At 72.6% G+C, this 13,810-nt stretch carries 17 protein-coding genes; 7 read left to right on the top strand and 10 right to left on the bottom strand.

Features of this window, described 5'->3' with window-relative positions; all coding sequences use genetic code 11:
* The 4 genes from DW297_RS10945 to DW297_RS10930 form a co-directional block, all read left to right on the top strand.
* The coding region (locus tag DW297_RS10945) for a class II fructose-bisphosphate aldolase (protein WP_205828276.1) at positions 1-270 on the top strand (270 nt) is incomplete at its 5' end.
* A 91-nt stretch (positions 271-361) separates the two neighbouring features.
* Positions 362-1,138, top strand: coding sequence for a DeoR/GlpR family DNA-binding transcription regulator (locus tag DW297_RS10940; protein ID WP_136032255.1), 777 nt, complete (start codon positions 362-364; stop codon positions 1,136-1,138).
* 33 nt (positions 1,139-1,171) lie between these two features.
* Entirely contained in the window at positions 1,172-1,405 is a 234-nt protein-coding gene (locus DW297_RS10935) for a ribbon-helix-helix protein (RefSeq protein ID WP_136032253.1), read from the top strand.
* Positions 1,405-1,749: a type II toxin-antitoxin system PemK/MazF family toxin gene (locus tag DW297_RS10930; RefSeq protein ID WP_136032251.1), complete on the top strand. Its 345-nt coding sequence runs from the start codon at positions 1,405-1,407 to the stop codon at positions 1,747-1,749. The genes DW297_RS10935 and DW297_RS10930 overlap by 1 nt, the downstream gene beginning before the upstream one ends.
* 266 nt (positions 1,750-2,015) lie before the next feature.
* Here the strand turns inward: DW297_RS10930 and DW297_RS10925 are convergent, their stop codons facing one another.
* From DW297_RS10925 to DW297_RS10910, 4 genes are read right to left on the bottom strand one after another with little or no spacing between them, the layout of a single operon-like run.
* A complete protein-coding gene (locus DW297_RS10925; RefSeq protein WP_136032248.1) occupies positions 2,016-4,463 on the bottom strand; it encodes a CHAT domain-containing protein in 2,448 nt (815 codons plus the stop codon).
* Positions 4,464-4,508: 45 nt separating this feature from the next.
* Entirely contained in the window at positions 4,509-6,080 is a 1,572-nt protein-coding gene (locus tag DW297_RS10920; RefSeq protein ID WP_136032245.1) for a S8 family peptidase, read from the bottom strand.
* Positions 6,081-6,116: 36 nt separating this feature from the next.
* Positions 6,117-6,572, bottom strand: a complete 456-nt coding sequence (locus tag DW297_RS10915; RefSeq protein ID WP_136032244.1) for a hypothetical protein — start codon at positions 6,570-6,572, stop codon at positions 6,117-6,119.
* Positions 6,569-7,198, bottom strand: a complete 630-nt coding sequence (locus DW297_RS10910) for an RNA polymerase sigma factor (protein WP_240744591.1) — start codon at positions 7,196-7,198, stop codon at positions 6,569-6,571. The genes DW297_RS10915 and DW297_RS10910 overlap by 4 nt, the downstream gene beginning before the upstream one ends.
* 114 nt (positions 7,199-7,312) lie before the next feature.
* Here DW297_RS10910 and DW297_RS10905 point away from each other — a divergent pair, with 114 nt between their 5' ends.
* Both DW297_RS10905 and DW297_RS10900 read left to right on the top strand, forming a co-directional pair.
* Positions 7,313-7,579 (top strand): toxin HicA, encoded by a 267-nt coding sequence (locus DW297_RS10905; protein WP_136032240.1) that lies wholly within the window; start codon positions 7,313-7,315, stop codon positions 7,577-7,579.
* Positions 7,560-7,895 (top strand): type II toxin-antitoxin system HicB family antitoxin, encoded by a 336-nt coding sequence (locus DW297_RS10900; protein ID WP_136032239.1) that lies wholly within the window; start codon positions 7,560-7,562, stop codon positions 7,893-7,895. The genes DW297_RS10905 and DW297_RS10900 overlap by 20 nt, the downstream gene beginning before the upstream one ends.
* 18 nt (positions 7,896-7,913) lie before the next feature.
* Here the strand turns inward: DW297_RS10900 and DW297_RS10895 are convergent, their stop codons facing one another.
* A complete protein-coding gene (locus tag DW297_RS10895) occupies positions 7,914-9,212 on the bottom strand; it encodes an MFS transporter (RefSeq protein ID WP_136032237.1) in 1,299 nt (432 codons plus the stop codon).
* Positions 9,213-9,284: 72 nt separating this feature from the next.
* Here DW297_RS10895 and DW297_RS10890 point away from each other — a divergent pair, with 72 nt between their 5' ends.
* The gene (locus tag DW297_RS10890) at positions 9,285-9,875 is read left to right on the top strand and encodes a winged helix-turn-helix domain-containing protein (RefSeq protein WP_136032234.1); all 591 of its coding nucleotides are present in this window, start codon (positions 9,285-9,287) and stop codon (positions 9,873-9,875) included.
* Positions 9,876-9,893: 18 nt separating this feature from the next.
* On the opposite strand, the gene DW297_RS10885 is transcribed toward DW297_RS10890, so the two are convergent.
* The 5 genes from DW297_RS10885 to DW297_RS10865 form a co-directional block, all read right to left on the bottom strand.
* Complete coding sequence (locus DW297_RS10885; RefSeq protein ID WP_240744590.1) at positions 9,894-11,027, bottom strand: FUSC family protein; 1,134 nt, start codon at positions 11,025-11,027, stop codon at positions 9,894-9,896.
* Positions 11,028-11,198: 171 nt separating this feature from the next.
* Entirely contained in the window at positions 11,199-11,882 is a 684-nt protein-coding gene (locus DW297_RS10880) for a hypothetical protein (RefSeq protein ID WP_136032232.1), read from the bottom strand.
* Complete coding sequence (locus tag DW297_RS10875; protein WP_136032230.1) at positions 11,882-12,796, bottom strand: ABC transporter ATP-binding protein; 915 nt, start codon at positions 12,794-12,796, stop codon at positions 11,882-11,884. Before DW297_RS10875 ends, DW297_RS10880 begins: the two co-directional genes overlap by 1 nt.
* A complete protein-coding gene (locus DW297_RS10870; protein ID WP_136032229.1) occupies positions 12,793-13,182 on the bottom strand; it encodes a GntR family transcriptional regulator in 390 nt (129 codons plus the stop codon). The genes DW297_RS10875 and DW297_RS10870 overlap by 4 nt, the downstream gene beginning before the upstream one ends.
* 85 nt (positions 13,183-13,267) lie before the next feature.
* Complete coding sequence (locus tag DW297_RS10865; protein ID WP_136032227.1) at positions 13,268-13,807, bottom strand: GbsR/MarR family transcriptional regulator; 540 nt, start codon at positions 13,805-13,807, stop codon at positions 13,268-13,270.
* Positions 13,808-13,810: the final 3 nt, after the last annotated feature.

The raw sequence follows: 13,810 nt of genomic DNA, 5'->3' as shown, positions 1-13,810 counted from the left end.
ACCCCGGACGTGCCCCTCGTGCTGCACGGCTCGTCCGGGGTGGCCGACGCCGTGATCGCCGACGCGGTGCGGGCGGGCATGACCAAGATCAACGTCTCGACCCATCTGAACGGCTTCTTCACGCGGGCCGTGCGCGATGTGCTGGACCGCGACGAGCGGCTGGTCGACTCCCGGAAGTACCTCGCACCCGCCCGCGACGCGCTGGCGCAGGAGGCGGCGCGGATGCTGCGGCTGTTCGCGCTGCAGACCGACACGGCGGCCGCGGGATGAGCGTGGCGGCGACAGGGCCGCAGGCGCTCGCGGTCGGCCGTCACCACGGAGGTCACGGGTTCCCGCCGCAGCACTCCTCCGGGAGCACGCGGTGAAGCGGGCGGCACGGCTGAACGCGATCCTCGACCTGCTCGCCGCCAGCGGTGAGGTCACGGTGGACGAGCTCGTCGACCGGTTCGGCGCCTCGCCGGCCACCACCCGCCGCGACCTCGACACCCTGGCCGAGCAGCGCCTGCTCACGCGCACGCACGGCGGTGCGGTGGCGCAGACGGTCGCCTACGAGCTGCCCATCCGCTACAAGAGCCACCTGCGCACGCACGAGAAGGCGAGCATCGCCCAGGCCGCGGCCGACCTGGTGTCGCCCGGCATGGTGGTGGGTCTCTCCGGGGGCACCACGACGACCGCGATCGCGGCCGCCCTCGCCGCCAGGGAGGACCTGGCCGCCGACGGCGGGGTCACGGTCGTCACGAACGCGGTCAACATCGCGGCACAGCTCGCCACGCGGCCCGACATCAAGGTCGTGGTCACCGGCGGCGTCATCCACTCCCGCACGTACGAGCTCGTGGGGCCGTTCGTGGAACAGCTGCTGCGCGGGGTGCGGCTCGACATCGCGTTCCTGGGCGTGAACGGCATGGACGCCGCGGCGGGTGCCACCACGCAGGACGAGCGCGAGGCCGCCGTGAACCGCATGATGGCCGAGCGTGCCCGGCGCGCGGTCGTGGTGACCGACGGCAGCAAGCTCGGCGTCGAGGCGTTCTCCGCGGTGGGCGGACCCGAGCTGTTCCACACCGTCATCACCGACCGCGGGGCCGAGCCCGCGCTGGTCGAGGCGCTGCGCACCGCCGGGTACGTCGTGCTCCTCGCCTGAGCCCGCGCAGCGGGGGCTCGGTATACTGAAAGTATGACCACGACGATCAAGGTGAGTGACGAGCTCCGCGATCGGCTGAAGGATCAGGCGGCTCGCGACGGGCTGACACTGGGCGCTCACCTCGCCCATCTCGCCGACGCCGAGGATCGCCGCCGACGCCTCGAGTCGCTGCGCACGGCGGTCGCCCTCTCCTCTCCCGAGGACGCCGCTTCGCATGCGGCCGAGACGGCGGCGTGGGAGCGGGTCGAATCGGCAGACGCCTCCTGATGGCAGACCCTGACCTCGCCCCCGGAGTGATCGTCTGGGTGTCGTTGGAACCGGTGCGCGGCCGCGAACAGGGCGGACACCGACCCGTCCTCCTCGTCGCCTCCGCCGGGTATCTGGACGCCGTCACCACCCTGGTGATCGGCTTGCCGATCACCACGACCGACCGTGGGTGGCCCAATCACATCCGCATCGACGGGCCGAGCGGACTGGACCGTCCGTCCTGGGTCATGACCGAGCAGCCGCGCACGCTCACGCGGGAACGGATCACGGGCGTCGCGGGGAGGGTGTCCGCGGACTGTCTCGCCTCCGTCCGGCTGTGGCTGGGAGACTTCCTCGACCTGTGACGGTGCTCCTCGCCTGAGTCCGCGCAGCGGGGGCCCCAAGGGCCCCGGCGTCCCCAGATCGCCGAGGCCCTGTGAGGTGTCGCGGCTGCATCCGCGGCTCCCCAGAGCAGTTGGTGTCCCTGTCGTGCGCGCTCCCCAGTGCGCTGTTTCCCCAGATCCGACGGCGCCTCCCTCGCGCCTCCTCCTTCGAGGCCCTTCGCCTGCGACACCTTCCGAAGAACAGGAGTCACCGCCTGCGGTTCTGATACACCGATTGGAGAAAAAGGTCAGAATCCGTCGCCGTGGCACTGGAACGGCGCGATCACGCCCGTCGTGACGGCCGCGGAGGCCAGGGCGTCCGCCGGTGCAGCGCCCTCGGTGAGCCCGGCGTGCACGGCCGCCAGCAGCTCGCACGCATCGTCGTCGGGCACCGCGACGGGTGCCGCGATCACGCACTCGGTGCCCGCGTGCAACCACACCCGCGTCATGCCCAGCGCCTCCTCCCCCCAGCGCACCGACGAGCGCCCCAGCTCACACGCCGACAGGATGACGGTGCGCGGCGCCCGCGGGATCAGGTCCACGTCGTAGCCGAACAGCGTGCCGTCGCTCAGCTCGAACCCGGAGAACAGGGGGTTGTCGACCGCGTGCCGTCCGTGCGCCGCGATGTGCAGCAGCTCCGCGTCGCCCGCGAGGGACGTCACCGCACCCACGGTCGCCTCCGCACCCTCGTACACGCGCGTCGAGGCACGGTCCGTCCAGGCCGAGGCCGCACGCTGCACCTCCTCGCCCGCGCGGCGCACGCGAGGACCGGCGGCGAAGCCCACGACGGGCGACGCGGCGCGCGGTGCCCGGTCGTCTCCGAGCCACCGCGACACCGACGTGAGGAGCGTGAACGGCAACCCGCGCATGCCGGGCAGCATGGCCCACGGCACGCCCCCGAGGATGCCGGGCACCGTGATCGCCACGCGCGACGCCCGCGGCACGGCCCGCCGCAGCGGTGCGAGCAGCCCCGCGTCGAGCAGCTCCAGCCGCGCGACGAGGGACCGCTGCGTGACCGCACCCATCGCACCGCCGCGGGTGAGAGCGGCCATGTCGAGGTCGGCCCGCAGCCCGTCGAGCGCCGCCCGCACCCGCGGCCAGTCCAGCTCCACGATGCGCGCCCGGCCCTCGGTCACCGCCACGGCGTGCAGCTCGGAGCCGGTGAAGACGTAGGAGAACACCGCGGTGTCGCGCGGGAGGAGTGCAGACGCCGCCGCCAGGCCGAGCCGCTCGCGCGCGGCGCCGGAGCCGGTCGCCGTCCACTGTCTCTCGCGCACCCGGTCGCGCAGCATCCGCACCCGCGCGTCGGTCGTCCAGTCGGCACCCGCGAGCTCTGCCCGCAGCATCCGCAGCTCCGCCAGGTCCGCCGCCAGGTCCGCGTCGTGCGGGGGCCGCACCGGCGCGACCTGCTGGCTGAGGTGACGCGCCCGCTCCGACCACTCGAACAGGGTCTCCGGGTCGCCGAGGCGCGCCGCCGCCGTGAGCCCGGTGAACACGAGGTCGCTCGCGTGCATCGCGACCGAGGCCTGCAGGTCGAGCGCGCCGAACGACTGCTGCCACGACGACAGCAGGTCGAGGCCCTCGCCCGCGGCCCGCAGCGCCGCCCGGTCACGGCCTCGGTGCAGGGCCCTCGCTGCCCGCACCTCGTGGACGCGCAGCCGCAGGGGCGTGGGGGCGGACGCGGCGATGCGGGGCAGCCGCCCAGCTCCGTCGCGCCGTGCGGCCAGGCGCAGCGCCGTCGCCTCGGTGCGGAATCCGCTGCGGTCGAGGTCACGGGCGACACGCTCGAACTCCTCGGCCGGGATCGCCCGGTCGGGGTGGGCGCGCTGCCGTGCCTCCAGTCGCACGGCCTCGGCCCGCGCCGTCCACCCCGGTGTCGCGAGGGCGGTGAACCGTCGGGCGGCCAGACGTGCCGCGCGCTCGGCGAGCGCGGGATCATGGCGTAGCAGCGACCGCGCCAGGTGGAACTCGGCCTCGCCGCGCGCCTGCCGCATGCGCTGCGCCCCGAACTGCACGGCCACCCGCCCGAGCAGCACCTCGGCCTCGGTCGTCAGGCCCGCGTCGCGGAGCACCTCTGCCCGGTCGAGGTCGGCGATCGCGGCGGCCAGGTCGCTCACCTCCGCCAGGGCGGGGCGGGAGCGGGTCATGAGCGCGAGGGCGCCCACGAGGTCGCCGCCCAGCAGCGCCGCGTAGCCCAGGTTGTGCGTGGCCTCGGCGACCGGGCCGCGGGCGTCATGCGCCTGATACACGGCGAGGGCGCGGCGGAGGTCGGCGACGCACGCGTCGAGCTCGTGGCGCTGCATGCGCACGACCGAGCGGTTCATCAGGCAGTTCGCGAGCTCGGTGCTCTCGGTCCCCGCGGCGGAGAGCGCGTCGATGGCGCGGGAGAGCTCGGCCTCGGCCTCGGGCAGTCGTCCGCGGTGCATGAGCAGGGTGCCGAGCTGGCCGCCGAGCAGCGCCACCGTCTCGGGCTGCAGTCCCGCGCGCGCGAGGGCCGCCCGGCACAGTTCCTCGGCGGCCGCGGGGTCACCGGTCTGCGTCAGCACGTAGGCGCGGGTGCCGTCGATCCGGGCGCGCAGCTCGGGGTCGTCGGTGCGCGCGGCTGCGGCGTCGAGGGCACGGCGGGCCTGCGCGAACCGTCGCGTGTTCGCCGCGTCGACGCCGCGTCGATGCAGCTCGCTCGCGGACAGGGGCATCCGTCCAGGATGCCGTGCCGCGACCCCGGTGGGGAAGAGTGCGGGTCAGCCGCGGTCGTGCGGGTCGGGGAGCTCGGCGAGCACGGCGGACACGGCCTTCGCCGCCGCGGCCGGGGTCGCGCCCGCCACCGGGACGGCCCCGAGCTCCGCCGCGATGCGACCGGCGAGGTACGGCGCTGCGAACGACGTGCCGCTCCAGACCGCGAAGCCGCCCCGGTAGTCGTCGGGGTCGAGGGTCTCACGCACCAGTCCGTCGATGTCGGCCCTGGTCGCCGCCTGGGCACCGCCGACGAACGCGGGCGAGGTGCTGACGACCGCCGCGCCCGGGGCGTACACGTGCACCCAGGGCCCGACGTTGGAGAACAGCGCGACCGAGCGCGACGACGGGTTGAGGGCGCCGACGGCCACGTGCGGGGCGCCCTTGTCGGCGGGCAGCCCGTTGTCGGCTCCCGGCCACGGCCACAGCGACGCCGGGAAGGACGGCCGGTCGATCGCGTCGTTGCCGGCCGAGCACACGACCACGCAGCCGAGCTCGCGCGCCTTCGCCAGCAGCTCGTACAGCGTGCGGCTGAACAGCCCGTCGGTCGGGGTCTCGTGGTAGTAGCTGAGCGACAGGTTGAGCACGTCGATGGGGAAGCCCGTCTTCGGGTCCTCCCGGTGCCGGCGCAGCAGCTCCACCACCTGCGCCACGGTCTCCAGCAGGGTGCTCTCGTCGACCACTCCGAGCGCGCCGGCCACCCGGATCGACAGGATGTCGGCGTCGGGTGCGGTCTGCCGCACGATCCCCGAGATGAACGTGCCGTGCCCGGCCACCGCGTCGATCTCGCCGTCGAGCTGCCCGTACAGGTCGGGGTAGCGTTCGGGGTCGGCGTCGTCGGTGAGCCCGACCGGGACGCCGTCGAGCTCGATGTGCCGCGTGACGATGTCGGACGGCAGCCAGGCGTGCTCGCCGCAGCCCGTGTCGAGCACCGCGACGACCGGGCGTCGTCCGCGCTTCGGCGCTGGAGCGCGCACGGGCGCGGGCCCCAGCCACGAGACGGGCTGCCGTGCCCCGCGGCCCGGCTCCAGGTAGTCGTCGCTGCCGCCGGTGCCCGCACCGGCGCCGCGCACGGGGTTGGTGCGGGTGAACGGGTTGGTGCGTGTGAACGGGTTCGTGCGCGTGAAGGGGTTGAGGCCGACGGGGTCGATCGACAGCACGTGCTCGAGGCTCGTGCGCGGCATGGTCGACCGCGACAGGCGCCGTGCCCGCTGCAGCACCCGCCAGGCGTCCGGCGCCACGGGCGACTCGCCCCTGGCCGGCTCGTCGGGCGTGGTCAGGCGCGCGCGCAGGAACCCGGCGACGCCCGGTACCAGCTCGTCGCCGCCGACCTCGCGCTCCGCCGATTCGATCTCGAGCCGCCAGCCGAAGGTGTCGGCGGCGTCGCGCAGCGTGCGCACCTCGCGGTCGTATGCCTCCTGGTCACCGACGGTGCGCGTGATCAGCAGGCGTTCGGGCAGGTACGCGGTGGGGAAGGCGCGGATGCCGTCCACGGGTTCCGTGCTCGGGTCGAGAGCGGTGCCGCGGCGGATCGATCCCTCCGCGCGGTCCTGCCACGTCCATCCCTGGGGCTGCTCCATCGGTCATCCTCTCCGTGCGGGCTCCCTCGCCCGCCGTCACAGCTCGAACTGCGGGGTCTCCAGCGTGCGTTCCTCGTCGCCGTCGAGCGTGGTCAGCCGCACGCGGCTGAGCCCGGGCGGGACGTCGTCGAACTGGAAGCGTCCGGTCTCCGCGGGCGTCGTGGTGCGCGTGCGGTCGCCCTGGGCCAGCACGATCCGCGCGGCGGTGGTGTCGACCCAGCCGTCGACGCGGCGCCGTCCGGACGCGGTGGTGGTCACGTGCAGCAGGATGCTCGTGGTGCCGTCGCTGAACTGCAGCGTGAGCGCGTCGGCGTCTCCCCGCACGGCGCCGAGCTGCCCCTCCACGAGGGTCAGCAGCGCGTACTCGCGGTTGAGCCCGTCGGCGGCGACCGCGGCGACCATGCGGTCGATCAGTCCGGCCGGCACCGGGTCGATCTCGTCCCACACGGTGCGCAGGCGCGCGAACAGGCGGGCGTCGTCGTGATCGCTCATGAGCGTCCCCCTCCGGTGTGCGGCGCCGGGGCGTCGAGCAGGTCGCGCAGCTTGGCGAGGCACCGGCTGCGGGTCGGCCCGATGCTGCCGACGGGCATGCCGAGGTCGGTCGCGAGGCGGGCGTAGTCGGGGCGGTCGTCGAAGGCGATCACGCGGAGCAGGCGCTGGCACCGCTCGGTCAGGCGGCGCACGGCGAGCCAGAGTCGGCGGTTCTCGTCGCCGAGCGTCGCGTGGTCCTCGGCCGAGGCCTGTTCGGGCAGGAGGGTGTCGAGGTCGTCGGCCTCGGTCGTGTCGATGCGGCCGTTGGCCTTCGCGGCCTTCCACGCCTCGCGGCGGGCGGTCGTGGTGAGCCAGGCCGACACGGCGCGCGGGTCGGCGATCGAGCCGTGACCGCGGACGAGCCGCAGCCACGTGGTCTGCACCACGTCTTCCGCGAGGGTGCGTTCGAGCCCGTAGGCGCGGACGACGTGCCAGAGCACGGGCGACAGCAGTCGCACGAGCTCATCCATCGCGCGGCCGTCGCCTTCGCGCCATGCGCCGAACAGGTCAGCGGCACGTTCCCACCGTGCCCGGCCGTCGTCGGATGCAGGATCGAGGGGGGCGGCGCCGGAGGCACCGTCGATCATGAAGCCCATTGTGATCACACCTACCAGGAGCGCGGCAAGAGTCCGGTGATACATGAGGGCGGGCTTTCCACAGCCGGATCGTGGATGGTATCGTTATTGATACCATCCACGATCATGGGATCTGTGGAAGGCCTCGTTGCACGCATGCGGGCGCAACCGAAAGGCGTGCGATTCGCCGACCTCGTGAAGGTTTGCGATCATCACTTCGGAGAGCCGCGGCAGCGCGGCACCTCCCACCGCGTGTATCGAATGCCTTGGGCAGGAGACCCGCGGGTGAACATCCAGAGCGATCACGGAACGGCGAAGGCCTACCAGGTCCGGCAGGTCCTGGCGGCGATCGACAGACTGAAGGGAGCGGGACATGTCGACAGTGAAGCCTGACCACTACGCATACCGCGTTCGATGGTCCCCGGAGGACGCCGCGTATGTCGGCACGGTTGCCGAGTTGCCTTCGCTGTCCTGGGTGTCGGAGGACCAGGGCGACGCGTTCCGGGGTATCCGACAGCTCGTCGCCGATGTGCTCGACGACATGACGGCGAACGGGGAGGAGCCGCCCGTGGCCATCTCCGACCGCTCCTACTCCGGCAAGTTCCTGGTTCGGCTCACACCGGAGGCGCACCGTCGGCTGGCGATCGACGCGGCGGAGCAGCACGTGTCGCTCAACCGCTTGGCCGTCAGTCGACTGATCGGCGCCTGACTCCCGCCCGCCCTCGCGCTACTCGGCCGCGAAGGTGGCCGCGTGCTCGGCCCACCGCGCCTCGACCGGGAGGGCACGCAGCGCGCGATTGCCGAGCGCGAGCGCGGCCGCGACCAGGCACAGGCCGGCGCACACGAGGATCGTGCCCTCGCGGCCGAGCCAGGAGAGCCCGAACCCGGCGATCAGCGGGGCCAGGGGCATCGCCCCCATCGCGAGCACCCCGATGGCACTGTTCGCGCGGCCGAGCAGCCGCGAGGGTGTCGCGACCATGAAGTAGCCGAGGAGGGCGGCGTTCAGCGCGGGGAGCAGCAGGACCGACGCGCCGAGCACCACCGCGATCGCCCAGGGCTCGCGCACCGTGGTGAGCGCGACCGCGCCGAGCGCGACCACGGCGAGGCCGCCCACCGTGAGGATGCCCGCGGGGACGCGCGGCACGAGCAGCGGCGCCAGCACGGCCCCGACCAGCATGACCGCGCCGATCACCGCGCTCAGGGTGCCGATCAGCAGCTCGGAGTGCCCCGCCTGCTGCAGCGCGTAGACGACGGTCGTGATGGCCGCGTTGAACCCGAGGTTCACGATGGTGAGGATGATCATCACGCCACCGAGGTCGCGGCGGGAGAGCAGCCAGGTGAAGCCTTCCCGCAGCTCGCGCCCCGCGTGGGGACGCAGGGCCGGCTCGTCCGCCGGCGCGTCGTCCTCGGCTCCGGTGTCGGCGATCCCCGCCCGTCGCGTCTGGCGGCGCAGCATCCAGGCGGTCACCGCGGCGACGGCGTGGCACAGCGTCATGACCGCACCGACCACCCAGCCGCCGAGGCCGAGGAGCAGTCCGCCCAGTGGGCCGCCGGCGAGCTGGAGCGCCGCGTCCCTGCCCTGGTTCGCGGCCTGGGCGCGGCCCATCGCCCCGTCGGGCACGATCTCCTTGAGCGCGCTCTCGCCGGCCACGTCGAACAGGCCGCTGCGGGCGGCGAGCAGCACGTCGATCACGAGCAGTGACGTGAAGGTGAGGGCGTCGCCGCTCGCGAGCAGAGTGAAGGCGCCCGCGAGGACGATGCCCAGCAGGGAGCCGAGCAGCATGAGGACGATGCGCCGGTGGCGGTCGGCGAGCACGCCCCCGGCGAGCGTGAGCAGCACGCGGGCGACGAGTCCGGCGGCGCCGATGATGCCCGCCTGCGCGGGGTCGTTCGTGATGAGGAGCGCCAGGAGCGGGACGGCGAAGCCGAACAGGGAGGCGGCGAGCCCCTTGCTGGTGTCGCTCACGAGCCAGGTGAGGTAGCGGGTGTTGCGCCACAGGCGGTGGGGGGTGGTGGCGGTGGTCATGGCTCGACCATAGATGCGCAACATAAATTGCGCAACTAGAGGTGCGCAATTGTCCGCCGGTAGGATCGGGGCATGGCCGACGACGCGGGGACGAGCGCGGGCGACGACGCCGTCTTCATGACCTCGGCGATGCTGAAGGCCTACTCGCATCCGCTGCGCCGCCGGATCCTGCGCCTCATCGCGCGCCGCGAGCACCTGCGGGCCGCCGACATCGCCGCCGAGCTCGGCGTTCCCGCGAACAGCGCGAGCTTCCACCTCCGGGTGCTCGCCGACGCCGGACTCATCGAGGAGGCTCCCGACCGCGCGCGCGACCGCCGCGACCGGGTCTGGACCGGACGCAAGCGCGCCCTCAACCTCGGCGACCCGCAGAACCCGGTGGCCGATGAGGCGCTCGGCGGCGCGGTGGTCGCCGCCCTGGCGGAGGAGCACGGCGAGCTGGTGCGCCGCGTACTCGCCTGGAGCCCCGACTACGTCGCCGGCCGCACGACCGAGGTGCACGCGTCGTTCGTGCAGCGCACGATCCGCCTGACCGAGGCCGAGTTCGAAGACGTGATGCGCCAGGTCAACGACGTGCTGTCGGCGGCCGACGACGCGCACGACGCCACAGACCCCGACGGTCGCTACTGGCAGCTCGACATCGTCGTCGCCGACGACACCATCTGACTCACCCGTCGCCCTGACTCACCCGCCGCCGTCCGGGCGCTCGCCGCTGAGGATCAGGATCCGCCGCAGGTGCATCGCCGTCAGCACGCCGGGACCCATCGTGCTGCGCGCGTCGAACGTGCGGTCGTCCACACGCTCCAGCAGCAGGCGGATCGCCCGCGCGGCCTCACCCCGCCGGCGGTGCGCCTCGCTGGAGCCGGGATCGGGTTCGGCGATCACGTCGGCCACCGCATGGCAGGCCGCCGACAGGGGCTCGGGCAGTGCGGGGTCGAGCGGGATGGCGGCGGGCCGGTCCCAGATGGTGTCGGCGGTCGCATCGGCGATGTCGCGGATCAGGTGGGCGATGCGGTCGAGCGTCGAGAGGTCCTCGTGGATGTGCGCTGTCCCCACGTGCCGGCGTCGCGCGCGTGGGTTGTACCGCACGCTCTCGTCGGCCTCGGCCAGCGCCGCCCGCAGATCGGCGGTGGTCTCGGCGAGGGACGCCGCGTCCTCCGCCCACTGTGCGGTCTCCGGCGGCCACGACTCCGACACCGCGTACCCGATGTCGTGCAGGTGCTCGCCCAGCTGCGTGCGGAAGGACTCCACCCTCGACGCAGCCGCCGCGGCGAGCGGTGCGGGCGCGATCAGCAGGTTCACCAGGAGCCCGATCACCACGCCGACGGCCATCTGCGCCAGGTACCCCACCGAGTAGTCGTCGGCGTTCTGTCCCCCGATGATCAGCACGAACAGCGCGGCCATCGGCACGTACTCGCGCCCGGCGCCGAACCATCCCGTGCCCGACAGCAGCACGCCCAGACCCACCACGAGCGGGATGGTCCACCACGTCGGACCGACGGTGAGCACGATCAGGGCGGCCAGGCCGATGCCCGCGGCGAGCCCGAACAGCGTCTGCAGGCTCGAGCGCATCGAGCCCATCAGCGTCGGGTACATGCTCACCAGAGCACCGAGCGGCGCGTAGTACGGATACTCGTCGGTGACGCCCGGCATGTGCGGCGCGACGGCCCACGCGAGCCCGACCGCGAGCGCCGTCTTCGCCACGAGCAGCAGCCGCGGCGGTCGCACGGCGTCGCGCAGGGTGCGCGAGAGGTACGACCGGCGTTCGCGCAGGCGCAGGCGCGGGTGGTCGCGGAGGCGGCGTTCCTCGGGCGTCACGGCATGCTCTCTCCTCGGACGGGCGGGTTCTGCTCCTGGACGTTACGCGCGAACGGACGGCGGAGGAGTGGGGTTGCCTCCGCTGCGGTCTGCGGGTAGTGCCCGGACGCACGGATGCCGCGGCCCGCACCGAGTGCGCGGCCGCGGCATCCCTCGTGCCGGGTGGTCCGATCAGGGGATGGTCCGCCGGAAGGCGAGGAACGAGACGACGGTCAGGACGGCGGTGATCACCAGGCCCCACACGGCCAGGCCGAGGGCGCCGAGGTCCATGATCGTCGCGCCGACGTGGTTCCACAGGTCGAGCCGTGTCGCGAGGAACACCAGCCCCACCAGGATGAGCCCCAGGCCGATGCTCACGATCAGCAGCACCAGCTGACCCCAGCTCTTGTAGATCGTCGCGCCGGTGAAGCCGACCACGAAGAAGAACAGGGCGAGCGTGAAGAACACCACGAAGGCGCCCAGGGGTCCCGCGTCCCACAGCCACGGCAGGTAGAACAGGTAGCCGTTGACCCCCCAGCCGTCGGTGAGCATCTCGATGCCGCCGCCGATCAGGAAGAGCACGCCCATGATCGCGCTGCCGAGGATGGCCGTCAGCATCGTGCCGAAGAAGAACTCCCGGCGCGTGATGCTCATCGCCTGCGAGAACGGGAACGTGAGGGTCATCGCCGACATGCCCACCGCGAAGAAGTACCAGAGCGGCGCCTGGCCGCCCCCGCCGTACTTGGGGGTGTCGACGGGGATCATCGCGTAGATCAGGATCGAGATGATCGTGGCCGCGCCGAGGATCATGAGCGGGTACCAGATGAAGGTGCCCTTGTTGATCAGCTGCAGGCGGATGACGTTGAACGTGCGCATCAGCGGACCTCCTCCTTCACCGCACCGGCTCTGTCGGCGGCGGCGTCGTTCTTCTGGGTGAGCCGGACGACGAGCTGCTGCAGCGACACCGGCGTGAGGTCGAGGCCCGCGGCGACGACCGCGGAGCGCTCCTCGGGCGAGAGCCGGCCCATGACGGTGACCGAGGCCACCCGGCCGAGCTCGTCGCGGTGCAGGATCTCGCGGCCCTCCGCCCAGGCGTCGACCTTCGCGGCCTCGCCCACCACGGTCACCGCGCGGTCACGCACGGCATCGGTGTCCTCGTTCAGCAGGATCCGTCCGTTGTCGATCACGATGACCTTCTCGATGAGGTTCGACACCTCGTCGATCAGGTGCGAGGACAGGATGATGGTGCGCGGGTGCTCGGAGTAGTCCTCCACCAGGCGGTCGTAGAAGATCTGCCGGGCGACCGCGTCGAGCCCGAGGTACGGCTCGTCGAAGAAGGTGATCTCGGCGCGCGAGGCGAGTCCGATGATCACGCCGACCGCCGAGAGCTGTCCACGCGACAGCTTCTTGATGGTCTGCTTCATCGGCAGCTGGAACTCCGCGATCAGCTCGTCGGCGAACGCCTGGTCCCAGTTCGGGAAGAACAGGCTCGCGGCCTTGAACGCGTGCTTCGGGTAGGCGTCGTCCGGGTACTTCTGGCTCTCGCGCACGAAGCAGATGCGGCCGAGCACGTGTGCGTTCTCGTACGGGTGCTCGCCGAACACCTTCACGGTGCCGGACGATTCGAAGTTCTGGGCCGTGAGGATCGACATGAGGGTCGTCTTCCCGGCACCGTTGCGGCCGAGGAGCCCGTAGATCGAGCCCCCTTCGAGGGTGAGCGAGACGTTGTCGAGCGCCCTCTTCTCCTTGTAGCGCTTGGTGAGGTTCTGCACCTCGATGACGGCGGTCATGCGGGGTTCTTCCCTTCTGGGGTGGGGGTGTGTGCGGCGCGCTGCCGGAGCAGGTCCGCGAGGTCTTCCGCGCCGAGGCCCAGCGTGCGGGCCTCCGCGAGGAGCGGGTCGATGTAGCGGTCGGCGAAGGCCGCGCGGCGCTCGCCGAGGAGCAGGTCCCTGGCGCCTTCCGAGACGAACATGCCGATGCCTCGGCGCTTGTGGAGCACTCCCTTTTCGGTGAGCATCGCGACTCCCTTCGCCGCCGTGGCGGGGTTGATGCGGTAGAACGCGGCGAGCTCGTTCGTGGAAGGGGCCTGCGCCTCCTCGGCGAGTGAGCCGTCGAGGATCGAGTCCTCGATCTGCTCGGCGATCTGGAGGAAGAGCGGCTTGCCTTCTTCGATCACGAGTCCTCCGCTGGGTTGGTGGGTTACTTACTCGACTAAGTAACCATGTAACCCACGCGTATGTCAACCCTCCGGATCGCGACGATCAGCTCCGGTCGTGCCGCGACTCGTGCCACTCCTCCACGATCTGCCGCATGCGCGCGGACAGGAAACGGAAGAACGCGGCCAGCTCGACCGCCCGCGCCTGCGCGTCGGGATCGTCGCCGTGCGCGCCCGCGATGTCGTCGATGTACTCCGCGAGCCGCGCGTACACGGGAAGGTTGCCCACGATCGAGCGGTAGAAGGGATCGTGCACGAACGCGTACCGGTCACGGCGCTCACCCGGCCGCGGGCGCCGCTGGATGAAGTGCAGCTGCTGCAGGTAGCGCACCGCCCCCGACACCGCCGCGGGGGAGACGCCGAGCCGCTCGGCCAGCTCGGCCGCGGTGTACCCGCCCTCGGGCGCCGCGACCAGGGCCATCATCACGCGCGCCGGCATCCGCGGCATCCCCGCCGCCGTGAGCATCGCCGCCGCCTGCTCCGCCGGTTCCACGCCCCGGTGCTCGCGCTGCGGCTCGGCATCGCCCGCCGTCGCGTCCGACCCGTCGTCGGCGTTCGCGGCCTCCCCGCCCGGTGCCCGCGTCATCGC

It is taken from the genome of Microbacterium sp. PF5 (assembly GCF_004794315.1).
Classification (GTDB): domain Bacteria; phylum Actinomycetota; class Actinomycetes; order Actinomycetales; family Microbacteriaceae; genus Microbacterium; species Microbacterium sufflavum.
The sequence above is the reverse complement of the archived record's forward strand: the minus strand, read 5'-3'. Positions and strand labels throughout refer to the sequence as shown.